Annotated in this window: 20 protein-coding genes and 3 pseudogenes; 14 read left to right on the plus strand and 9 right to left on the minus strand. The window is 70.7% G+C overall.

The annotated features are described in order from the left end of the window. The 6 genes and pseudogenes from H4N64_RS41275 to H4N64_RS41300 form a co-directional block, all read left to right on the plus strand. Positions 1-186, plus strand: a pseudogene (locus H4N64_RS41275) (YciI family protein); the annotation flags it as partial. Next, positions 179-1,357, plus strand: a complete 1,179-nt coding sequence (locus tag H4N64_RS41280; protein WP_186287773.1) for an RNA polymerase sigma factor — start codon at positions 179-181, stop codon at positions 1,355-1,357. The pseudogene H4N64_RS41275 and the gene H4N64_RS41280, both read left to right, overlap by 8 nt. A gap of 63 nt (positions 1,358-1,420) precedes the next feature. Continuing rightward, entirely contained in the window at positions 1,421-2,206 is a 786-nt protein-coding gene (locus H4N64_RS41285) for an alpha/beta fold hydrolase (RefSeq protein ID WP_186287774.1), read from the plus strand. A 57-nt stretch (positions 2,207-2,263) separates the two neighbouring features. Continuing rightward, on the plus strand, positions 2,264-2,617 hold the full coding sequence (locus H4N64_RS41290; RefSeq protein WP_186287775.1) for a metalloregulator ArsR/SmtB family transcription factor: 354 nt from the start codon (positions 2,264-2,266) through the stop codon (positions 2,615-2,617). Continuing rightward, the gene (locus tag H4N64_RS41295; protein ID WP_186287776.1) at positions 2,610-3,254 is read left to right on the plus strand and encodes an SRPBCC family protein; all 645 of its coding nucleotides are present in this window, start codon (positions 2,610-2,612) and stop codon (positions 3,252-3,254) included. Before H4N64_RS41290 ends, H4N64_RS41295 begins: the two co-directional genes overlap by 8 nt. Before the next feature lie 157 nt (positions 3,255-3,411). Beyond that, the gene (locus H4N64_RS41300; RefSeq protein WP_186287777.1) at positions 3,412-4,788 is read left to right on the plus strand and encodes a glycoside hydrolase family 10 protein; all 1,377 of its coding nucleotides are present in this window, start codon (positions 3,412-3,414) and stop codon (positions 4,786-4,788) included. Between the two features lie 46 nt (positions 4,789-4,834). Here the strand turns inward: H4N64_RS41300 and H4N64_RS41305 are convergent, their stop codons facing one another. Both H4N64_RS41305 and H4N64_RS47065 read right to left on the minus strand, forming a co-directional pair. Further along, entirely contained in the window at positions 4,835-5,350 is a 516-nt protein-coding gene (locus tag H4N64_RS41305) for a molybdenum cofactor biosysynthesis protein (protein ID WP_186287778.1), read from the minus strand. Between the two features lie 80 nt (positions 5,351-5,430). Next, positions 5,431-5,556: a transposase gene (locus H4N64_RS47065; protein WP_418896336.1), complete on the minus strand. Its 126-nt coding sequence runs from the start codon at positions 5,554-5,556 to the stop codon at positions 5,431-5,433. Positions 5,557-5,714: 158 nt separating this feature from the next. Here H4N64_RS47065 and H4N64_RS41315 point away from each other — a divergent pair, with 158 nt between their 5' ends. After that, entirely contained in the window at positions 5,715-6,938 is a 1,224-nt protein-coding gene (locus H4N64_RS41315) for an RNA-guided endonuclease InsQ/TnpB family protein (RefSeq protein ID WP_186287779.1), read from the plus strand. 56 nt (positions 6,939-6,994) lie between these two features. Here the strand turns inward: H4N64_RS41315 and H4N64_RS41320 are convergent, their stop codons facing one another. The 3 genes and pseudogenes from H4N64_RS41320 to H4N64_RS41330 form a co-directional block, all read right to left on the minus strand. After that, a complete protein-coding gene (locus tag H4N64_RS41320; protein WP_260860283.1) occupies positions 6,995-7,507 on the minus strand; it encodes a hypothetical protein in 513 nt (170 codons plus the stop codon). A 153-nt stretch (positions 7,508-7,660) separates the two neighbouring features. Next, positions 7,661-7,876 (minus strand): annotated as a pseudogene (locus tag H4N64_RS41325) (sugar kinase); the annotation flags it as partial. Between the two features lie 31 nt (positions 7,877-7,907). After that, positions 7,908-8,555 (minus strand): lipoprotein, encoded by a 648-nt coding sequence (locus tag H4N64_RS41330; protein ID WP_186287780.1) that lies wholly within the window; start codon positions 8,553-8,555, stop codon positions 7,908-7,910. A 100-nt stretch (positions 8,556-8,655) separates the two neighbouring features. Here H4N64_RS41330 and H4N64_RS41335 point away from each other — a divergent pair, with 100 nt between their 5' ends. Next, the gene (locus H4N64_RS41335; RefSeq protein WP_186287781.1) at positions 8,656-9,543 is read left to right on the plus strand and encodes a GNAT family N-acetyltransferase; all 888 of its coding nucleotides are present in this window, start codon (positions 8,656-8,658) and stop codon (positions 9,541-9,543) included. Positions 9,544-9,763: 220 nt separating this feature from the next. Beyond that, on the plus strand, positions 9,764-9,937 hold the full coding sequence (locus H4N64_RS41340; protein ID WP_186287782.1) for a CsbD family protein: 174 nt from the start codon (positions 9,764-9,766) through the stop codon (positions 9,935-9,937). 33 nt (positions 9,938-9,970) lie between these two features. Here the strand turns inward: H4N64_RS41340 and H4N64_RS41345 are convergent, their stop codons facing one another. Then, positions 9,971-11,152 carry an acyltransferase family protein gene (locus H4N64_RS41345; protein ID WP_186287783.1) on the minus strand — a complete coding sequence of 394 codons (1,182 nt, stop codon included), beginning with the start codon at positions 11,150-11,152 and terminating at the stop codon, positions 9,971-9,973. Positions 11,153-11,237: 85 nt separating this feature from the next. Further along, complete coding sequence (locus H4N64_RS41350) at positions 11,238-11,606, minus strand: nucleoside/nucleotide kinase family protein (RefSeq protein WP_186287784.1); 369 nt, start codon at positions 11,604-11,606, stop codon at positions 11,238-11,240. A 201-nt stretch (positions 11,607-11,807) separates the two neighbouring features. Here H4N64_RS41350 and H4N64_RS41355 point away from each other — a divergent pair, with 201 nt between their 5' ends. Further along, positions 11,808-12,260 (plus strand): NAD(P)H-dependent oxidoreductase, encoded by a 453-nt coding sequence (locus H4N64_RS41355; RefSeq protein ID WP_186287785.1) that lies wholly within the window; start codon positions 11,808-11,810, stop codon positions 12,258-12,260. Positions 12,261-12,305: 45 nt separating this feature from the next. Here the strand turns inward: H4N64_RS41355 and H4N64_RS41360 are convergent, their stop codons facing one another. Then, positions 12,306-14,786, minus strand: a complete 2,481-nt coding sequence (locus tag H4N64_RS41360; RefSeq protein WP_186287786.1) for a SpoIIE family protein phosphatase — start codon at positions 14,784-14,786, stop codon at positions 12,306-12,308. Between the two features lie 188 nt (positions 14,787-14,974). Between H4N64_RS41360 and H4N64_RS41365 the strand changes: the two genes are divergently transcribed. The 4 genes from H4N64_RS41365 (at position 14,975) to H4N64_RS41380 (ending at position 21,815) form a co-directional block, all read left to right on the plus strand. Next, the gene (locus tag H4N64_RS41365; RefSeq protein WP_186287787.1) at positions 14,975-17,047 is read left to right on the plus strand and encodes a SpoIIE family protein phosphatase; all 2,073 of its coding nucleotides are present in this window, start codon (positions 14,975-14,977) and stop codon (positions 17,045-17,047) included. Positions 17,048-17,082: 35 nt separating this feature from the next. Continuing rightward, entirely contained in the window at positions 17,083-17,841 is a 759-nt protein-coding gene (locus H4N64_RS41370; protein ID WP_186287788.1) for an IclR family transcriptional regulator, read from the plus strand. Between the two features lie 102 nt (positions 17,842-17,943). Beyond that, positions 17,944-19,071: a PP2C family protein-serine/threonine phosphatase gene (locus H4N64_RS41375; protein WP_186287789.1), complete on the plus strand. Its 1,128-nt coding sequence runs from the start codon at positions 17,944-17,946 to the stop codon at positions 19,069-19,071. Positions 19,072-19,130: 59 nt separating this feature from the next. Continuing rightward, a complete protein-coding gene (locus tag H4N64_RS41380) occupies positions 19,131-21,815 on the plus strand; it encodes a SpoIIE family protein phosphatase (RefSeq protein WP_186287790.1) in 2,685 nt (894 codons plus the stop codon). Between the two features lie 6 nt (positions 21,816-21,821). Here the strand turns inward: H4N64_RS41380 and H4N64_RS41385 are convergent. Then, a pseudogene (locus H4N64_RS41385) lies at positions 21,822-22,180 on the minus strand (glyceraldehyde-3-phosphate dehydrogenase); the annotation flags it as partial.

Here is a 22,180-nt window from a genome sequence, read left to right on the forward strand (position 1 = left end):
GGGACGGTGCCCAAGGATCTCATCGCCGGCTGGATGGTGATCGACGTCGATACCTACGAGCGCGCCGTCGAGCTGGCCGGGGAACTGTCGGCGGCCCCCGGAGCGGGCGGCAAGCCGATCCACGAGTGGCTGGAGGTGCGCCCGTTCCTGGCCGCGAATCCCACCGTCACGGAATGCCATGGATGAGGCGCTGCTGAGGAGCCTCACGCCGAGCGTGCTCGGCATCCTCGTCCGCCGCGGAGCAGACTTCGCGGCGGCCGAGGACGCCGTACAGGACGCGCTCGTCGAGGCGGTCCGGGTCTGGCCGGACGACCCGCCGCGGGACCCGAAGGGCTGGCTGGTCACCGTGGCGTGGCGCAAGTTCCTCGACGCGACCCGCGCGGACGCCGCCCGGCGCCGGCGTGAGGACCGTATCGACGAGGAGCCGCCGCCCGGACCCGCGCCCTCGGCGGACGACACGCTCCAGCTCTACTTCCTGTGCGCTCACCCGTCCCTGACCTCGTCGTCCGCCGTCGCGCTCACTCTGCGCGCCGTCGGCGGACTCACCACCCGCCAGATCGCCCAGGCCTATCTGGTGCCCGAGGCGACCATGGCGCAGCGCATCAGCCGGGCCAAGCGCACCGTCTCCGACGTGCGGTTCGACCAGCCCGGCGACGTCGCCACCGTGCTGCGCGTGCTCTACCTGGTCTTCAACGAGGGCTACTCCGGCGACCTCGACCTCGCCGCCGAGGCCATCCGGCTCACCCGGCAGCTCGCGGCCGCGATCGACCACCCCGAGGCGGCCGGGCTGCTCGCCCTGATGCTGCTCCACCACGCCCGCCGCGCGGCCCGTACCGCTCCTGACGGCAGCCTGGTGCCGCTGGCCGAGCAGAACCGCGGCCGGTGGGACACGGCGCTGATCGCCGAGGGCGTCGAGATCCTCCAGGCGGCCCTCGCCCGCGACCGGCTGGGCGAGTTCCAGGCCCAGGCCGCCATCGCCGCCCTGCACGCCGACGCGCCCACCGCCGAGGAGACCGACTGGGTGCAGATCGTGGAGTGGTACGACGAACTCACACAGCTCACCGACAGCCCCGTCGTCCGCCTCAACCGCGCCGTCGCCGTCGGCGAGGCCGACGGGCCCCGGGCCGGACTGGCCGCCCTCGCCGCCCTGGACGACTCCCTGCCCCGCCACACCGCGGTCGCCGCCTACCTCCACGAGCGCGACGGCGACCCGCGCACGGCGGCCCGGCTGTACGCCGAGGCGGCCCACCAGGCGCCCAACCTCGCCGAGCGCGACCACCTGACCCGCCAGGCCGCCCGGCTCAACGCCCATCTGCGCCAGTCCACCAAGTCCGCCGGATCCACCGAGGACCGGTGACGCGGGGCCCGGCGACCGGTTACCGTACCGGCCAGTAACCGGACCGCACGCAGGAGGCCTCCCATGCCGCAATTCGCAGTCGACGGCGCAGCGCTGACGTACGACGACGAGGGCCCCCGCGACAGCGCCGACGTCCCCCTGGTCTTCATCCACGGCTGGACGGCGAACCGGCACCGCTGGGACCACCAGACGGCCCACTTCGCCGAGCGGCGGCGAGTCGTCCGGCTCGACCTGCGCGGACACGGCGAGAGCAGCGGAGCGGGCGTGCGCACCATCGCGGAGCTGGCCGCCGACGTGCTCGCCCTCCTCGACCACCTGGAGATCGAACGGTGCGTCCTGATCGGCCACTCGATGGGCGGCATGATCGCGCAGACGATCACCCTCGACCGTCCCGAGCGGGTCGAGCGCCTGGTGCTGGTCAACTCCATCAGCCGGATGACGTACAGCCGGGGCCGGGGCCTGCTGATGGCCGCCTCCGCCCTCGTGCCGTTCAAGCTGTTCGTGGCCACCAACATCCAGCGCGCCTTCGCCCCCGGCTACCCCCGGGCGGAGGTCCGCGAGTACATCCGCGCCTCCGCTGCCACCCCGCGCGAGGTGGTCATGACGCTGTACGGCGCCATGCGCGCGTTCGACGTCCTGGACCGCCTCGGTGAGATCCGCACGCCCACCCTGATGGTGCACGGCTACCACGACATCCAGCTGCCGGTCGCCCAGATGCTCCGCATGGCGAAGGCCTGCCCCGGCGCCCTGGTGCGCATCATCGACGCGGGCCATGAACTCCCGCTGGAGAAGCCGAAGGAGTTGACCGAGGCGATCGACTCCTTCGTGATGGTGTCGTCGTCCGCCTGAGCGCAGCTTCTATTTAAGAGTTGCCTTATATAAGCCGCGGGTGGCATAGTCGGCTTCGTGCACGCCTTCGATGTTCTGGGGGATCCGGTCAGGCGTCGGATATTGGAGCTGCTCGCCACGGGTGAGCAGGCATCGGGCGCGATCAGTGCCGCCATCCAGGAGGAGTTCGGGATCTCGCAGCCGGCCGTGTCCCAGCACCTGAAAGTGCTGCGGGACAACGGCTTCGCGTCCGTGCGGGCGGAGGGCACCCGGCGGTTGTACGCCGTGGAGGCCGGGCCGCTGCGGCAGGTGGACGACTGGCTGGAGCGGTTCCGGGGGTTCTGGGAGCAGCGGCTCGACGCGCTCGGGACGGAGCTCGCGCGCGGCAAGCGCGAGCGCAGACGCGCAGAGGAAGTGAGCAAGGATGACTGACATCGTCGACGAGATCAATCGGCTGCACCGCGAGGTCGGCACCAGGCAGGTCGAGGCGGGACAGGCTCGTACGGTGCTGCTGCGGCGGTCCTACGACGCCGAGGTCGCCGACGTGTGGGACGCGGTGACCTCACCCGAGCGCATCGCGCGCTGGTTCCTGCCGGTCAGCGGCGAGTTCAAGGTCGGCGGACGCTATCAGCTGGAAGGCCAGGCCGGGGGCGAGATTCTCCAGTGCGACGAGCCGAATCTGCTGCGCGTGAGCTGGCTGTTCGGCCCCGACCCGGGGTTCAGTGAGGTCGTGGTGCGCCTCACGCCGGACGGTGAGGAGCGTACGGTCCTTGAACTGGAGCATGTGGCGGTCGTCCCGGAGGAGTTCTGGGGTCAGTACGGGCCCGGCGCGACCGGGGTCGGCTGGGACATGGTGCTCCTCGGGCTCGGTATGCATCTCGCCGGTGGCGGGTTCACCCCGGAGCAGGCTCAGGAGTGGGCGACGTCCGACGAGGGCAAGGCGTGTCACACCCGCGCGGGTGAGCTGTGGGGCGCCGCGTACGCCGCCTCCGGTGCGGACGCGGAGGCCGTCGAGTCCACCACGAAGGCGACGATCGCGTTCTACACCGGCGCCGAGCCGGCCTCCTGACACCTACGAAACTTTCGATGACCCGAGCGGCTGCCGGGGAATACGAGCCAACTGGGGCGGGCGGTCACTGTAGCCATTGACGGTGCATCAGAGCGCCCGTATGGTCTGCGACGCCATTCGGAAAAGTGACCGAAACTTTCGGAAGGAAGGGGACGAGATGGCCACCCGCACGTCCATCCGCAAGGCCCCCGAACGTCCGCACCCCCGCCCACGCACCGCACTCATCCTCGGACTCGCGGGCCTGCTCGCCGCCGCCGGTGTCACCGCCCTGTCGGCACCGGCACAGGCGGCGAGCACGCTCGGCGCCGCGGCGGCCGAGAAGGGCCGCTACTTCGGCACCGCCGTCGCCGCGAACCACCTCGGCGAATCCGCGTACGCGAACACGCTCAACACCGAGTTCAACTCGGTCACCCCCGAGAACGAGATGAAGTGGGACGCCGTAGAGCCCAGCCGAGGCTCGTTCTCCTACGGCTCCGCCGACCAGATCGTCAACCACGCCCAGAGCCGGGGCATGAAGGTCCGCGGCCACACCCTGGTCTGGCACTCCCAACTGCCCGGCTGGGTGGGCTCCTTGGGAGCCGCCGACCTCAGAACCGCGATGAACAACCACATCACCCAGGTGATGACCCACTGGAAGGGCAAGATCCACTCCTGGGACGTCGTCAACGAGGCCTTCCAGGACGGCTCCAGCGGCGCCCGGCGCAGCTCGCCCTTCCAGGACAAGCTCGGCAACGGCTTCATCGAGGAGGCGTTCCGCACCGCCCGCGCCGCCGACCCGGCCGCCAAGCTCTGCTACAACGACTACAACACCGACGGCGTCAACGCGAAGAGCAATGCCGTCTACAACATGGTCCGGGACTTCAAGGCACGCGGTGTGCCGATCGACTGCGTCGGCTTCCAGTCCCACTTCAACAGCGCCTCGCCCGTACCGTCCGACTACCAGGCCAACCTCCAGCGCTTCGCCGACCTCGGCGTCGACGTCCAGATCACCGAACTCGACATCGAAGGCTCCGGCAGCGCCCAGGCCACCAGCTACAGCAATGTCGTGAAGGCCTGCCTCGCCGTCACCCGCTGCACCGGCGTCACCGTCTGGGGCGTCACCGACAAGTACTCCTGGCGCGCCTCCGGAACGCCGCTGCTGTTCGACGGCAACTACAACAAGAAGCCCGCCTACACGGCCGTACTGACAGCGCTCGGCGGATCCGGATCGGGCGGCGGCGGGGGGAGCGCGTCCTGTTCCGTGTCGTACAGCAAGCAGGAGGAGTGGAGTGACCGCTTCAACGGCAAGGTGACCGTCACCGCGGGCAGTTCGGCGATCATCGGCTGGACGACGACCGTCACGGTCACTTCTCCGCAGAAGATCTCCGCGACCTGGAACGGCACGCCCACCTGGGACAGCTCCGGCAACGTCATGACGATGCGCCCGAACGGCAACGGCAGCCTCGCCGCCGGGGCGTCCACGAGCTTCGGCTTCACCGTCATGAAGAACGGCAACAGCGCGGCGCCTGTGCTGGGTTCCTGCACGGCGTCCTGACGGACGGCACCACGAGCCCGGCGCGATCGCCCGCGCCGGGCTCGACTTACGAGGTGGCCTGCGACTCGGCCAGTACCTGCAAGGTCGCCTCGCCGACTTCGAGCACCCCGTCCGACAGCGGAGTGCACCGCACCCCGCCCTTGCCGCGCAGCGCCCGTTGGGCCCCCGGGCCGATGGTCACGTCCATCCAGGCGCAGGGCCGGGCCGGACGGTTCAGGGCGAAGGTCACCGGGCCGGTCCCGCAGTCGATGCTGACGACCAAGCCGACGAGGGAGTCGATGTCGACGCCCCGGAGCAGCACATTGCGGCGGGTCCGGCGCAGGTCGACCGCCGGGTCGATGTCGACAGGGAGGTTCTCCTCGGCCATCAGCGTCACCGAGGCGTCACGATGGGCCCGCTGCCCGTAGTACCGGTCGCCGACCAGCCCGAGCCCCTGGCGGACCTCCGCCCGCTGGACGAGTTCCCCCGCCGGTTCGGGCGCGGCGCCGTCCGCGGGGCGCCCGGCGAGCCGGTGGACGGGCGACACCAGCAGTTGCACCACCTGGATGCGGGCCGTGTTCATGCCACTCACTCTAAGCGGCGGGAGAGGTCCGGCTGGCGGGGACGGGGGCGCCCCGCCCGCCGGGGTTCAGGGGGATAGCGCTACCGAGAGTTGACGAGTTTGGTGACGGCGACCTTGGGCGGGAAGTTCACCAACAGGTGGACATGGCTGCTCTCGCCGCGGAATTCCACCGGCTCGCACTCGAAGTCCGCGCAGACCGACCGCATGCTCTCCTCCATTCGGGACCAGGTGATCGCCCTTGAACACGTTGTGCCAGAGCTGTGCCACGAAGTCCAAGTGCAGCACGTGCATCACGAAAGCACAGTGCCGACCAGTTCTGATCTCCTGCAGCTCTCCCATAACCCGCGTATGTACGGTGGCTCTCATGAAGCTTCGGTACAGCTTTCGCCTGTACCCGAATCATGCCCAACGCGACGCGCTGGCACGGGCGTTCGGGTGTGCCCGCGTCGTGTTCAACGACGCCGTGCGCGCCCGCGAGGAGGCCCGAGCGGCCGGAGAGCCGTTCCCGAAAGCCGGGGAGCTGTCCAGGCGCCTGATCACCCAGGCCAAGCGGAGTGAGGCCCGCTGCTGGCTGGGCGAAGTCTCCGCGGTCGTGCTCCAGCAGTCCCTGCGCGACGCCGAGACGGCCTACAAGAACTTCTTCGCCTCCCTCAAGGGCGAACGCAAGGGTCCCAAACTGGGGGCGCCGAGGTTCAAGTCCCGCAAGGATGCCCGGCAGTCGATCCGGTTCACCGCTAACGCCCGCTGGTCGGTCACTGGCAGCGGACGGCTGAGCCTGCCGAAGATCGGGACCGTCAAGGTGAAGTGGTCGCGCACCCTGCCCACCACCCCCACCTCCGTCACCGTGATCCGGGACGCGGCCGGGAGGTACTTCGCCTCCTTCGTCATCGACACAGACCCGGCTGCCGACGCCGCCCGGACGCCCGACAGCGACCAGAGTGTCGGCATCGACCTGGGGCTGACGCACTTCGCGATCCTCGACGACGGCACGAAGATCGACTCTCCGCGGTTCCTGCGCCGCGCGGAGAAGAAGCTGAAGAAGGCCCAGCGGGAGATGTCCCGCAAACAGAAGGGATCCAAGAACCGGGAGAAGGCCCGCCTGAAGGTCGCACGCGCGCATGCCATAGTCGCCGACGCGCGCCGTGAATTTCACCACCAGCTCTCCACGAAGCTGATCCGCGAGAACCAAGCCATCGGCGTGGAAGACCTGGCGGTGAACGCACTGGCACGCACCAGACTGGCCAAGAGTGTGCACGATGCGGGCTGGTCACAGTTCGTGGCCATGCTCGTCTACAAGAGCGAACGGTACGGACGCACCCTGATCAAGATCGGCCGGTTCGAGCCGACCAGCCAGACCTGCTCCCAGTGCGGGGCCAAGGACGGGCCCAAGCCCCTGCACATCCGGGAATGGACCTGCCCCGCCTGCGGGGCCCTCCTCGACCGGGACATCAACTCCGCACGCAACGTGAAAAAGGCCGCCGGACTGGCGGTATCGGCCTGTGGAGCGCTCATAAGACCAGAACCCGTTCTGGCGCAGCGCAACGAAGCAGGAAGCCACGGATTCCCTCCCCAAGCCCGTGCCGCGTAGCGGCACGGCAACGAGAGGGAAGGCCAGAATCCTCGGGCTTCAGCCCGAGGAGCAAGTCAAAGCCGTACGTCTCCGCACAGATGGACCTCGACGCCGAGTTCGGCGAAGAAGGCGGCCTTGGCGCGCAGCGCCTTGTCCGCGGTGTCCGCGTCGGGGGCGTAGGCGACGTTGAGGTGGTTGGCCTTGTGGCGGGCCATGAACTGGTCCCGGGTGACGCCGTGCAGCACGGCGTGCATGATCGGCCACTGGCGGGTGGTCGCGTCGAGGCGGCGGCGGGTCTCCTCCTCGGGCAGTTCGATCGCGCTCGCGCGCCCGAGGTCGACGTGGAGCCGGCCGTCCATCAGGAAGACACGGGACCAGACGACCTCGCCCGGCTTGGAGACGCCGCTCAGCGTGCCCCCGCCGAGCGGGAAGTACATGGGCGGCTGACGCATGCTCCAGGACTTGTGGTAGCCGCCGTTGTGGGAGGCGGGGACGGAGCCGGAGATCTCCCAGACCCAGACGAAGCGGCCCGCGTACTCCTCGCCCCAGCGGACGTCACGGAGGGTGGTGGCCGGGTCCAGACCCATCGCCGTCCATATGCGGTTGGTGACCAGGGAGGCACGACTTCTTCGGCCTCGCCGGAGAGACGAGCCTCTGACGCCGTAACTGTGTTCAAGCCCGTCACGTCGGTCCGGCTCCTCCGGGCCGGGAGTTCCCCGCGCCCGGCCCTTGAGGGCGCCTCACTGTGCCGCGCGGTCCTGGAGGTTGGTCTGCCAGGCCGGATTCGGTTCCTTCGGCTCGGGCTCCAGGGGCCACCCGCCGCGCGCGAAGAAGCCGACGAGCGGCAGGATCGCGGCGCCGACCGTGACCGCGTCCGGGCCGAGCGTGCCGAGGTCGATGCGGACGTGCGAGGCCGGGTACCGCAGCGAATAGGCCGTGGCGTGGGCACGTACGGCGTCCTGGCCGTGCCGCCCGAACGGCACGGGCTCATGCGTTGCTGGTGCCGGTGCGGAGTGTCTTCTTGGCCAGCTCGAAGGCCGGGAGCATCGCCTCGTGCTCCTCGGTGTCCATTCCGCCGAGGTGCAGCACGACCGGCCCCTGCGGAGTGGTGACGGCAAGGGCGCTCTCCTCCTTGCTCTCCTCCAGGAACTCGTTGCTGTACACGTACGTCACCTCCGCGCCGGTGAGGTCGCCCGCGGTGAAGGTGCCGTACTTCTCCTTGCTCACCCCGCCCTGGGCCGCCACGAAGGCCTCCAGCACGCTACGGGCGTCGTCGTCGCCCGGTTCGCCGGTCCACGCCCGCAGGAAGCCGATGTTGCCCGCCGGCTTGGCGTCGACCTCGCACACCAGGGCGACCGGCCCCTGGCGCAGCACGGCGTCGGCGACGTCCTGCGACACCTCGCTGTCGCTGCCCACGGCCTCCGCCGTCCACTCCTCGGCGATGTCGAAGGTGACCGGCAACTCACAGGCGGAGCCCTTGGCCCCGATGGAGCGACCACTGTCTGCGACCGCGGATTCTTTCGCGGTCGCCGACGCACTCGCCGACGCCTTCGCGTCGTTGTCCTGCGACCCCGACGAACACCCCGTCAACAGCACGACCAGCACCGCAGCACAAGCCGCACGACGCCCCACCACTTCGATCTCCCCTCGCGAACCCGGCGGCACAGAGTAACCGAGTCCGGGAGAGCACTGATCACATGCTCCCCGGAGTCGAACACATCAGGGATCATGAGGCATGCGACCGGATGGCTGGCAACTCACCGAAGACATCGACGACTTCCTCGCCCGGGCCGGAGACTTCCTGCGCTCCCGCCCCGCCCTGCACAACACGCCGCTGACGGACATCGAGAAACTGCGAACACGCGCGGCGGACGCACACGGTGCCGAGGCCACCCTCTTCGGCCGACTGGAGTCAGAAGGCGAAGTCCGCGCCATCTTCTATCGCACTCCGCGCGGCCGTCTGAGCCTCACCCCCCTCCCTGCCGAGCAGGTCGGCCCCCTCGCCGCACACCTGGTCGGCCTCGGCCACACCCCGTCCGATGTCATCGCGGACCACGACACCGCCACCGCGTTCGCCAGGACATGGCAGCGGCACACGGGCGCGGCACCGGTGCCGTTCTGGCGGACCCACCTCTACCGTCTCGGCACGCTCACCCCACCGCTGCCGAGCCCAGAAGGCCGGGGCCGCGTCGCAGGTGAGCAGGACCATGAGCAAGTCGTGCGCTGGTGCCGTGAGTTCTGCGTCGACGTCGGGGAGCAGTCCTCCATCGACTTGATCGACGCCGGCTCCTGGGCCGACTCACGCTTCGGCGACAGACACTTCACGCTGTGGGAGACCCCGGACGGCACCCCCGTCTCCATGGCGGCCGCGACCTCGATCGTCGGCGGCATGGTCCGGGTGGACCCCGTCTACACCCCGGCCCACCTCCGGGGCCGCGGCTACGCGGGCGCCGTGACGGTCGCGGTGAGCAGAGCCGCGCTGACCGCGGGCGCCACGGACGTCGTCCTGTTCGCGGACCCGAACAACCCCACCAGCAACGCCCTCTACCAGCGCATCGGATACGTCCGCGTCGCCGACTTCACCGGGTACAAGTTCTCCTACGACGCACCAGAAGCCGGTTAGGACCGCAGCCCCCATGCCCATGACGATCACCGAGGTGCAACAGCTCTGCGCCGGCCTGCCCACACCCCATCAGACCGCCACCGCGACCGACGGCACCCCCGTCTGGGCGTCGGCCCGATGCTCATGGACGCCGATCCGCGGTGACCAGCGTTTATGTTCCGTGAGCCGGTTCACCCGGAGACGAGCAGCCGATCCCGAGCACGGTGTGGGGTGAAGTGTCATGGCGCGACAGCAGAAGGCCAAGGCCAAGATGGAACAGGCCAAGGGCAAGGCCAAGGAAGCGGCAGGTCGCGCGATGGGCAACGAGCGCATGACGGCCGAAGGCCGGGCGGAACAGGCGAAGGGCGATGTCCGCCAGGCCAAGGAGAAGGCGAAGGACGCCACCCGCCGCTGACCCGCGGTACAGCGATCGACGGGCCGCCCGCTCTCACCGGGACCGGGCGGCCTCCGCCGGATCACGCCGGAACGCCCAGTCCATCTTCGGCTCCATCGCGAACCGGAACATCCGCTGCACCGGCGGCGTGCACAGCAGCGTCACGACCGCACCGGCCACCAGAGTCGCGGCGATCTTCCCGAGCGGCTCGTGCACCCAGTCGATCTGGGACCAGTGCCAGTGGTTGGCTGCCTGGATCACGAAACCGTGCAGCAGATAGCCGTACAGCGTGCCCGCGCCGAGCGCCGTGAACCACATACCGCGCCTCGGCACCAACGACAGGAAGCACGCGACCAGGACCGTCGAGCAGCCGAACAGCACCAGCGTCATCAGCGGCCCGTACCAGGCGGGCGCGGCCAGTTCCTCGGCGCTCGTGCGGTGGAAGAACCACGCGTAGTTCATCCGCGGCACCGCCCAGTACGCCACGACGACGGCGCACAGGAACACCGGCACCGCCAGCATCCGCACCTCGCGCCGGCGCACCATCGTGAAGTGCTCCGGCTTCAGCACCAGACCCAGCACGAAGTACGGCAGGAACTGCAACGCACGCTGCAGATCGAGGTCCTTGCCCATCGACGGCGACAGGGTCGCCAGCATCGCCACCCCGAGGGCAAGCGGCAGCGGCCACCGCACGGTCCGCCAGAACGGCGTCGTCAGCCGCCAGATGAACAAGGCCGCCAGGAACCACGTCAGATACAGCGGATCCAGCAGACTGATCTTGCGCTCCGGCTCGTTGTCCGTCCACCTGGTGAAGAAGGTGTACGCCACCTCGAACACGATGTACGGCACGGCGACCCCGGTCACCAGCCGCTTGATACGCCCCGGGCTCGCGTCGAAGTTCCGCGAGAAGTAACCCGAGATGACGATGAACGCCGGCATGTGGAACGCGTAGACCACCATGTACAGCGCGGTCACCGCCCGGCTCTCGTCCCGCAGCGGCTCCCATGCGTGCCCCATCGCCACCAGCACGATGGCCAGGTACTTGGCGTTGTCGAAGAACGCGTCCCGCTCCTTGACCGACCGAGCAGTCCGCCCGGCCTGCGCGGCCGCCGTGCCGTCCGGTGGCGCCTGGGCCTGTCCGAGGCTGCGTGTGGGCAGCGTTTGCTGCGCGATCCCATCCCGACGGAACCCAGACAGAGCAGAACACCTCTTACAAGAGTTAACTGTGTGGCCCATGTGCCGACACCGGGACACCGTAGTCACGTAACCGCAGCCGCGTAAACCCGGACGGTCATGATGTGACCGCCGCATCGTTTACGCCTCAGTCGTGCGTGACGAGCCGCCCCAGCGCCGCCGACGCGGACTCCTCGGGACTCTTCCGCCCGGTGACGGACACCTCGACATAGCGGGTACCGCTGGCCTCGTGACGTGAACGCACCGCGTCCAGACCCTCCGCGGCACACGGGACGATCACCACGACGCCATTGCGGGCCAGCACCTCCGCGACCACCCCCAGGCGCGCCGCGTCGGCGCACAGGTCGTCGTACCGGTCGAGCACCGCCACCCGCCGGGCCTGCGCGAACAGCCGCTCGGCCAGCGCGTAGGCGGCGGCCAGCCGGTCGGCCAACGGCCGACCCGTGACCCAGACCGTCGCGCCCGGGCAGGTGCACCGGCATCTCGGATCGCTCACCTGGTGACTCACGCCTCCCCGCTCACCACGCGTGCGGCAGTTTGCCTCCCCTTGATTTCCGTGACGATACCGTTGTCGAACCCCCTCCTTTCCACGGTCGGCGGATGGGAATTCCCTGAGAGCGGCGCCATGCCGGGCATAACCGGACGTACGGCCTCCGAACTTGCGGGGGCGCGCGGTGGCACGGCAGGGTTCGGTCGTGTGGCAACTCTGCTGATCGTGCACCACACGCCTTCGCCCAACTGCCAGGCGATGCTCGAGGCCGCCATCTCCGGGGCGACCGCACCCGAGATCGAGAACGTTCACGTCGTACGGCGAGCAGCCCTGTCCGCCACCGCGTCCGACGTCCTGGACGCCGACGCCTGTCTGCTCGGCACCCCGGCGAACCTCGGCTACATGTCGGGCGCCCTGAAGCACTTCTTCGACCAGGTGTATTACCCGTGCCTGGACGCCACGCGCGGGCGGCCCTTCGGCTACTACGTACACGGCGGTAGCGACGTCACCGGCGCGGTGCGGTCCATCGAGTCCGTCACGACAGGTCTCGGCTGGCGGCGCGCGGCCGAGGCGGTGACGGTGACCGGCGTACCGGCCAAAGCGGACATCGAGGCGTGCTGGGAGCTGGGCGCCACGCTCGCCGCGGGACTCATGGGCTGACGGCAGGCTCCCTGCGGCACACCCCCATCGAGCCGGGGCTCCGCTTCACGGGATCTCCTGTTCGGCCCAGATGATCTTCCCGTCGGCCGTGTAGCGGGCTCCCCAGCGATGGGAGAGCTGGGCCACCAGGAACAGGCCACGACCGCCTTCGTCCATGCTCCGGGCGTGGCGCAGCCGCGGGGCGGTGCTGCTGGCGTCGGCGACCTCGCAGGTCAGGCGGGTGTCGCGGAGCAGCCGCAGGCGGATGGGTGGTTCGGCGTAGCGGATCGCGTTGGTGACCAGCTCGCTCACGATCAGCTCCGTCGTCATGGCCAGTTCCCCGAAGCCCCAGGCCTCCACCTGGCGGGTCGCCCGGTCCCGGACGTGGGCGACGGCGGCTGGGTCCACGGGAACATCCCACGACACGACGTGCTCGGCGCCCAGGGCGTGGGTGCGTGTCAGGAGCAGGGCGATGTCGTCGGGCTGCGGTACGGGCACGAGCTGCCGCACCGCCGATGAGCACAGGGTGCCGAGGTCGAGATCGCGCCGGGACAGCAGGTCGCCGAGCCGGGCCATGCCCCGCTCGATGTCGCCGTCGGCGGCCTCGACGAGGCCGTCGGTGTAGAGGCCGAACAGGCTGTTCTCGGCGAGCTCGATCTCGCCGGCCTCGAACGCCATCCCGCCAAGACCGAGCGGCGGCCCGGCCGGGAGCTCCGGGAAGGAGACCTGCCCGTCGGGCGCGACGACGACCGGGGGCGGGTGTCCGGCGCGGGCCATCGTGCAGTGCCGGGTGACCGGATCGTAGACGGCGTACAGGCAGGTCGCTCCGAGGAAGGCGGTGGTGTTCAGGTGGGCCGTCTCGGCCGCCTCGGCCCCCTCGTTGTCGGGATGCTCCTCGCTGAGCCGCAGCACCAGGTCGTCCAGATGGGCCAGTAGTTCGTCGGGTGGCATCTCCATGTCGGCGAGGGTCTGCACGGCGGTGCGCAGCCGGCCCATCGCTGCCGCGGCGGTGATGCCGTGGCCGACGACGTCGCCGACGACGAGGCCCACGCGGGCGCCGGACAGCGGGATCACGTCGAACCAGTCACCGCCGACTCCGCCCGTCGGATCCGCCGGCAGATAGGAGGAGGCCACCTCCAGCGCCGTACCGCCCGTCAGGGCCTGGGGCAGCAGGCTGCGCTGCAGGGTGACCGCGGCCGTGTGTTCCCGGGTGTAGCGACGGGCGTTGTCGACGCACAGCGCCGCGCGGGCCACCAGTTCCTGGGCGACCAGGACGTCGTCGGGCTGGAAGGAGACGGGATTGAGCGACCGTAGGAACGTGGTGAGGCCCAGGGCGGTGTTGCGTGCCCGCATCGGCACGGAGATGAGGGAGTGCAGGCCGAACTCGCGGATGCTGTCCGCTCGCGCGGGCTGTTCCGTGACCCACAGTTCGTCGGACGGATCGAGGACCGGAATAAGGATCGGCTCGCCGTCGACGATCAGATGCGCGTCGTGCGGCGGGGGCACGAAGTCCACGCGGTCCCCGATCTGCGCCACGGCCTCCGGGCAGCCCTCGCGCACCGAGTTCATTCCGGCCCGGCGCATCACCGGCTTGGCGGGTGCCGGCCCCGCGTCGGTGAGCCACGCCCCGTGCCCCTCGGTGCTGAGAACGGGCTCCAGCAGGTCTACGACGACGAAGTCCGCGAAGCGGGGCACGGCGAAGTCGGCGAGCTCCTGGGCCGTCCGCAGCACGTCCAGGGTTGTGCCGATCTGTGTTCCGGCCTCGTTGACCAGCGCCAGCAGCTGGCGGGCGTTCCACCGTTCGGTGACGTCCAGGACCATGTAGCAGACCCCGGTGATCGAGTTGTCGCGGTCCACGAGGGGGAAGAAGGAGGTGGAGTAGGCGTGTTGGCGGTGCGGATCGGCCCAACTCCATCCGAGGTACTCGTAGTCGGTGACCGGAACGCCGGTGTCGAGAACCTTGCGCATCAGGCCCTCGATCGTCTCTGTCTGCAGCCCGGGCAGCAGTTCGCTCAGCCGCCGCCCCAGCCGCTGCTCACGGGGCACGCCGCCGAAGCGCTCCAGGGTGTCGTTCAGCCAGACGTAGCGCAGCTGCGTGTCCATCACGGCCATGCCGACCGGCGAGCGGGTCAGGAAACCGTCGAGGACCGACTGTCCCACCGTCCAGCTCGGGCGCTGCTCTCGCGCCGAGATCAGAAAGCACTCGTCCGCGCCGATCCGGAAGGACGCGGAGACCCGCAGGTCCGCGTCGATACGGCGGCCGTCGCGGTGCTGCAGGGGGATGAGCCCGCTCCATCCCACACCGGCCCGGCAGCGCTCCGCGACACGGGCCACCCGTACCGGATCACCGGGCATCGCCAGCAGACGCGCGGCCGAGGCGCCGACGATCTCCGACGCCGGGTGGCCGAGGAGTTCCTCCGCGGCCCGGGTCCAGCCGAGCACCACACCGTGTCCGGACAGCACCGCGGCCGCGTCGGAGGACGCGTCGAAAAGCGCACGCGATCCTGCCGACGTGGGCGCGTCCGGTTCTTCTTGCGGAGCGTTCATGGGTCCTCACGCAGCGTCCATGGCTCCCACCCTCTACACGACCATGTTCCTGCTTGTCCGCCCGATGTGCACGGGCCAAGGCGCAGGGGCAGAGGGAGCATGGAGGTACCGGTCGGCAAAACCGTGGTACCCGGGGGTGTATGGCCGAGGTCGGCAGGCCCTGCCGACCGGGTGGCGGAGGAGCTGCGATGACAGCCGAATCCGAATCCTTCCAGACCGACGATGGCGGGTACGGCCCCGAGCCGCCCCGCCCGACCGGCCTGCTGGACATGCTGAGCGTGGCCGCCGTGGTCCTCGACGCCGACGGGCGCATCGTGTTCTGGACCCCGCAGGCCGAGGAGCTCTTCGGCTACACCTCCGAGGAGGCCCTCGGTACGTACGCGGCGCGGCTGTTCATCCACCCCGAGCACCTGCCGGCCGTGACGAAGCTGTTCGCCGAGGTGCTGGAGACCGGCCGGAGCTGGGCCGGCACCTTCCCCATACGGCGCAAGGACGGCAGCACCCGGCTGACCGAGTTCCGCAACATGCGGCTGCTGGACGATCTCGGGGACGTCTACGCTCTCGGCATCGCGGCCGACCACTCCCTGCTCCAGCGCGTCGAGACCGACCTGGCGCTGTGCGAGCGGCTGATCAACCAGTCTCCGATCGGCCTCGCCCTCCTCGACCCCGACCTGCACTATCTGCTGGTCAACCCGGCACTGGAGCGCATCGACGCCACCCCGGCCGAGGACCACATCGGCCGTCGGCTGCGGGAGACCCTGCCGCTGCCGGACATCGACACCATCGAGTCCGCCCTGCACCAGGTGCTCACCACCGGCACCCCGCTGCTCGACCAGTACCACGTGGGCCGCCCGCCGGCCGACCCGGAGCACGAGCACGCCTGGTCGCTGTCCTTCTACCGGCTGGAGGATCCCGGCGGGCGGGTCCTGGGCGCGGCCATCTCCTTCGTCGACGTCACCGAGCGGCATCGCGCGGCCGCCGAGGCCGACCGGGCCCGGCGGCGCCTCGCCCTCGTCGCAGACGCCTCCACCCGGGTGGGCACCACGCTGGAGGTGGAGCAGACCGCTCGTGAACTCGCCGAGATCACCGCCCCGGAGCTGGCCGACGTGGTCGCCGTGGACGTCCTGGACTCCGCCCTGTCCTGCCGCCGTATGCGCCGACCGGACAACGGCCCCGAGCTGTTCCGTGCCCTCGCCCTCAAGGCGGCCTACCCCAGTGTGGCGCTGCGCGCCGCCGACCCGCCCGGAGACCTCGCCGCCTACGACGGCGACCGCCTGGTCACCCTGTGCGTCCACACCGGCCGACCGGTGCTGGTGCGCCATGTCGGCGAGCACGATCTGCCGCGCATCGGCCGGGACGCCGAGGCCACCTCCCTGCTGGCCCGCGCCGGCGTGCACTCCTATCTCGCGGTGCCGTTGATCGCGCACGGCGAGGTGCTCGGCGCCCTCGACCTCAAGCGCACCCGCAATCCGGTGCCGTTCGACGAGGACGACGTGGTCCTGGCGAGTGAGCTGGCCAGCCGGGCCGCCGTGGCCATCGACAACGCCCGCTGGTTCCAGAGCGTGCGCAACACCGCTCTCACCCTCCAGCGCAGCCTGCTGCCCGACCACGCGCCGCACCACCCCGGCCTGGAGCTGGCCTCCCGCTACCAGCCCGCCCAGGCCACCAGCGAGGTCGGCGGCGACTGGTACGACGTCATCCCGCTGACCGACGACAGGACCGCCCTGGTCGTCGGCGATGTCATGGGCAACGGCATCGACGCCGCCGCCACCATGGGGAGGCTGCGCACCGCCACCTGCGCCTACGCGGACCTCGACCTCGAACCCGCCGCCGTTCTCAAGCACCTGGACAAGATCACCTGCGATCTGGAGCACTACATCGTCACCTGCCTGTACGCGGTGTACGACCCCCGCACGAGACGGTGCCACATCGCCAACGCCGGACACATGCCGCCTGCGCTGGCCCACGTCGGCCGGCCGCCCGAACTGCTCGAACTGCCCGCCGGAGCGCCACTCGGCGTCGGCGGCATCCCCTTTGAGGCCACCACCGTCGGCCTGGACCCCGGCGACCTGCTGGTCCTCTACACCGATGGCCTGGTCGAGACCCGCCACCACTCCATCGACGACCGTCTGAACACCCTCCTCGACTTCCTCGACGAACCCCACCGACCGCTTGAGCAGACCTGCGACCTCCTGCTGTACGGCCTGCGCCATCCCGACGACCACGACGACGTGGCCCTGCTCGTCGCGCGGGTCCTGTAGTTGCCCGCGCCGTGCGCCCGGCGCACGCTGTTCGTATGGGTGCGAGCTCGGGCCCGACGCTCATCAGCTCCGTACAGCGGGCCTTCCGGCTGCTGGAGGCGGTGAGCGCGCATGAGAACGGCGCGTCGGCGAAGCAACTGGCACGGGAGACGGGCCTGCCACTGGCCACGGCGTACCACCTGCTGCGGACGCTGGTCCACGACGGATATCTGCGCAAGCTCGACGACGGTGGGTTCATCCTGGGCGAGCGACTCGGGACGCTGCACACGGCGGGCCGGACCCAGGCGCTGCTCGCCCGGATCCGCCCCACGCTCGCCGCACTGCGGGACGAGCTGTCGACGGCCGCCTACCTCACCTTCTACGAGGAGGGGGAGATCCGGGTCGCCGAGATCGTCGACGGGCCGCACGCTCCCCGGGTCGACCTCTGGGTGGGGTTCGAGGACGCCGGGCACGCGACGGCGCTGGGCAAGTCGGTGCTGCGCGAGCTGGACGACGAAGCACGCAAGGACTACCTGTCCCGGCATCCGCTCGCCGACCTCACGCCCAGGACGATCACCCGTCCCGCGGAGCTGCTGCGGCGGCTCGACTCCTCGCCCCTGGCCCCGGCCATCACGGACATGGAGGAGTACACCCTCGGCACGGTCTGCGTCGCGGTACCCGTCTACAGCGGGAACACCCTCGGCTCGCTCGGCGTCTCGCTGCGGGCCGACCGGCTCTCCCGCCTGGAGGAGATCAGAGCGCGTCTGCTCCCGACCGCGAGCCGCGTGACCAGAGGGCTCTCGCTCACTATCTGAAAATCCGCTCCTTGTCCGGTCCGGATCGAACCGATTTCCTGAAGGAAGCGGACATTCCACGGGCGCATGCCCCCGCACACAGGTGAGGACAGCGGACAAGACATGAGCGAGGCCCCACACCATGGTCATGATCACTGGCCGAGGCGACTGGTCGCCGCTCTGCCCCTACTGATCGTCTCCGCCGTCGTGGTCGTCCACCTCGTCAGTGGATCCGGCACGACGTGGTTGCCGCTGCTCGCCACGGGGCCCGCGCTCGCCGCGACGACCAACGGGCCGCGCGGGGTTCTCTGTGCGGGGTTGCTGGCCGCCGCCGCGGGTGTGGCCCTCGGCGTCAACGCGGGTGCTCCTGGCAGCGAACTCGCGGTCGTCCTGGCCGCCCTGATGGCCGTGACCCTGGCGGGCGGCCTGGCCAGCGCGCTGCGCGGACGGCGTGAGCGGGTGCTGGCGGCGGTCCGCTCCGTCGCCGAGGCCGCCCAGCACGCACTGCTCCAGCCCATACCGGCGACGGTCGGTCCGTTCCAGGTGGCCGTCCGCTACAGCGCCGCCGCGGCGGAGGCCCGGATCGGCGGCGACCTCTACGCTCTCGTGTCCACGCCGTACGGGGTCAGGCTGATCGTCGGCGATGTGCGCGGCAAGGGGCTGCCGGCCGTGGGAACCGCCGCTCTGGTGCTCGGTGTCTTCCGTGAAGCCGCCTACGACGAGCCGGATCTGCTCGCCGTCATCGCGCGGATCGAGCGGAGCCTGGCGCGCAATCTGGGCGCCGACGACTTCGTCACGGCCGTGGTCGCGGGATACCCACGGGCCGGAGAGCTGGAGTTGGTCAACTGCGGCCATGCGCCGCCGCTGCTGGTGCGCGACCGCGCCGTCGTACCGGTGGACCCGGACCGCCCGGCCCCGCCCCTCGGACTGCGCACCCTCTCGGGCGAGACCCCCGCACTCCAGGTGCTGCCCTTCGCCGACGGGGACCAGTTGCTGCTGTACACCGACGGCGTCACGGAGGCCCGCAACCACGACCGCGAGTTCTACCCGCTCGCCGAGGGCTTGGCCCGGCACACCTCCCACGAACCGGCCCGCACCGTCACCGCGCTCCACGACGAACTGCTGGCCCACGTGGGCGGCCGACTGCACGACGACGCGGCCCTGCTCCTGCTCCACATGCCGACCGTCCCCGACACACCCGTCCCCCACGCGCGGCCCGACACCGGCCGCATCGGATCGTGCTCGCCGTAGACCCGCAAGGCCACGCCTTGGGCGAACGGTTACGCAGCGCGTCGTGCTAGAACAGAACCATGGCCGGATTCCTCGGCCGCCTGCGCTCGCTGGTGAGCGCGCGTACCGTCGCCCGGCAGGTCTTCCTGCTGCAGGCGGCGATCGTCGCGCTCCTCGTCGTCGCCGCTGTGGTGGCCCTGGTGCTGCAAGTCCGCACCGACACCGAGCGGGAAGCCCGCAACCGGTCACTCGCCGTGGCCCAGGCTTTCGCGCACTCGCCGGGCGTCGTCGAAGCCCTGGCGGATCCGGATCCGACCGCGGTGCTCCAGCCGCGTGCCGAGGCCGCGCGCGTGGCGACCGACGTGGACTTCATCGTCGTGATGACCACGGACGGGATCCGTTACACCCACCCCAACCCCGACCGGATCGGCAAGCACTTCATCGGCACCATCGCCCCGGCCGCGGCGGGCGGGGTCGTACGGGAGACGTACACCGGAACCCTCGGGCCGTCCGTGCGGGCCGTGGTCCCCGTGACCGACGGCGACGGCCGGATCGTCGGTCTCGTGGCCGCCGGAGTGACGCTGGCCAGCGTGGGCGGGGTCGTGGACGACCAGCTGCCGATGCTGTTCGGCTCGGCGGCGGCCGCGCTCGCCCTCGCCACCGGCGGGACCGCGCTGGTCAGCCGACGGCTGCTGCGCCAGACACATGGGCTGGGACCGGCCGAGATGACGCGGATGTACGACCATCACGACGCGGTCCTGCACTCGGTACGGGAGGGTGTGCTGATCCTGGACGGCCGGCGGCGCCTGGCACTGGCGAACGACGAGGCGCGCCGGCTGCTCGGGCTGTCCGCGGACGCGGAGGGGCGGCCCTGCCGCGACCTGGGCATCGGGCGCGACCTCGCCCAGCTGTTCACCTCCGGGCGGGACGCCACTGACGAGGTGCACCTGGCCTACGGCCGCCTGCTCGCCGTAAGCCAGCGGTCGACCGACCGGGACGGCGGGCCGCCCGGCAGCGTGGCGACGCTGCGCGACACCACCGAGCTGCGGACGCTGACCGGCCGGGCGGACGTGGCGCAGGAGCGGCTGCAGTTGCTGTACGACGCGGGTCTTGAGATCGGCACCACCCTCGACGTGACGCGTACCTCGCAGGAGCTGGCCGATTTCGCGGTGCCGCGGTTCGCCGACTTCGTCAGCGTCGATCTGGCGGATCCGGTGCTGCGGGGCGAGGAGCCGAAGGAAGGCCGCACCGACATGCGCCGGGTCGCCTTCCGGGGCGCACGGGAGGGCAGCCCGCTCTACCCGATCGGCAAGCTGATCCACTTCGCCCCGGGCACACCGCAGGCCTTCGGCTTCGGCACGGGCACGTCGGTGCTGGAGCCGGACCTGCCCGCCTTCTCGGGCTGGCAGGTGCAGGATCCCGAGCACGCCGTCAGGCTTGTCGACTTCGGGCTCCACGCGATGCTCACGGTCCCGCTGCGCGCCCGCGGCGTCATCATGGGCATGGCCACCTTCTGGCGCGCCGACCGGTCCGACGCCTTCGAGCAGGACGACGTCGCCGTCGCCGAGGAACTGGTGGCGCGGGCCGCCGTCAGCATCGACAACGCCCGCCGCTACACCCGCGAGCACACCCTGTCGGTCACGCTCCAGCGCAGCCTGCTGCCCCGGGCGCTGCCCGGCCAGAGCGCCCTCGACGTCGCCTACCGCTATCTGCCCGCGCACGCGGCGCAGGGAGGGGTCGGCGGGGACTGGTTCGACGTCATCCCGCTGCCGGGCGCGCGCGTGGCGCTGGTCGTCGGGGACATCGTGGGACACGGACTGCACGCGGCGGCCACGATGGGACGGCTCCGTACGGCGGTCCACAACTTCTCCACCCTGGACCTCCCACCCGACGAACTCCTTGGTCATCTGGACGAGTTGGTCGCCCGTATCGACCAGGACGAGGGCGATGGCCGGAGCGCGCCGGTCACCGGAGCGACCTGCCTGTATGCCGTGTACGACCCGTCCCGCGGGCTGTGCACCCTCTCCCGCGCCGGCCATCTCGAACCGGCCCTCGTCCACCCCGACGGCGACGTCGAGTTCCCCACTGTCCCGGGCGGGCCGCCGCTGGGCCTGGGCGGCAGCCTGCCCTTCGAGGCGACCGAGCTGCGGCTGTCCGAGGGCAGCGGCCTGGTGCTGTACACGGACGGGCTGGTCGAGCACCGGGGGCGGGACATCGACGAGGGGCTTGAGCTGCTGCGCAGGGCGCTCGCCGCGGCGCCGCCGACGCACGGCCGGACGCCGGAGGAGACATGCAAGGCGGTACTGGAGGCCCTGCTGCCCGAGCGGCCGCGCGACGACGTCGCCCTCGTGGTCGCCCGGACGCGGATGCTCGCCGCCGACCGCATCGCAGCCTGGGACGTCCCGGACGACCCCGCTGCCGTGGCCCGGGTCCGGGCGGCGGCCACCCGCACGCTCGACGACTGGGGGCTGACGGAAGAGGCGTTCACGACCGAGCTGATCCTCAGCGAGCTGGTCACGAACGCCCTCCGCCACGCCACCGGCCCCATCCACGTCCGTCTGATCCGCGACCGTAGCCTGATCTGCGAGGTCTCCGACGGCAGCAGCACCGCCCCGCATCTGCGCAGCGCGGCCACGACGGACGAGGGCGGCCGGGGCCTGTTCCTGGTGGCCCAGTTCGCCGCGCGCTGGGGTACGCGGTACACGCCGAACGGCAAGGTGATCTGGACGGAACTGCCGCTGGCGGGGTCGCCGACCGGGCCGTGACGTGGATCAGACCGCCGGGGCCGGGTACGTCGGGTACTCCACGCCCGAGACGTGCTGGACGACCCGGATGACCTGGCAGGAGTAGCCGAACTCGTTGTCGTACCAGAGGTAGAGGATGGCGTTGTCGCCGTCGACCTTGGTGGCGCCGGCATCGACGATCGAGGCGTGGCGCGAGCCGACGAAGTCCATGGAGACGGCGTCGGGGGCGGTGGTGAAGTCGATCTGGCGCTTGAGCGGCGAGTTCAGCGAGACGTCACGGAGGTACTCCAGGACCTCCTCGCGGGTGGTCTCCCGGCCCAGGCGCAGGCTGAGGATCGCGATCGAGACGTCCGGCACGGGGACGCGGATCGAGCTGCCGGTGATGC

Source organism: Streptomyces cupreus (genome assembly GCF_014257025.1).
Lineage (GTDB): Bacteria > Actinomycetota > Actinomycetes > Streptomycetales > Streptomycetaceae > Streptomyces > Streptomyces cupreus.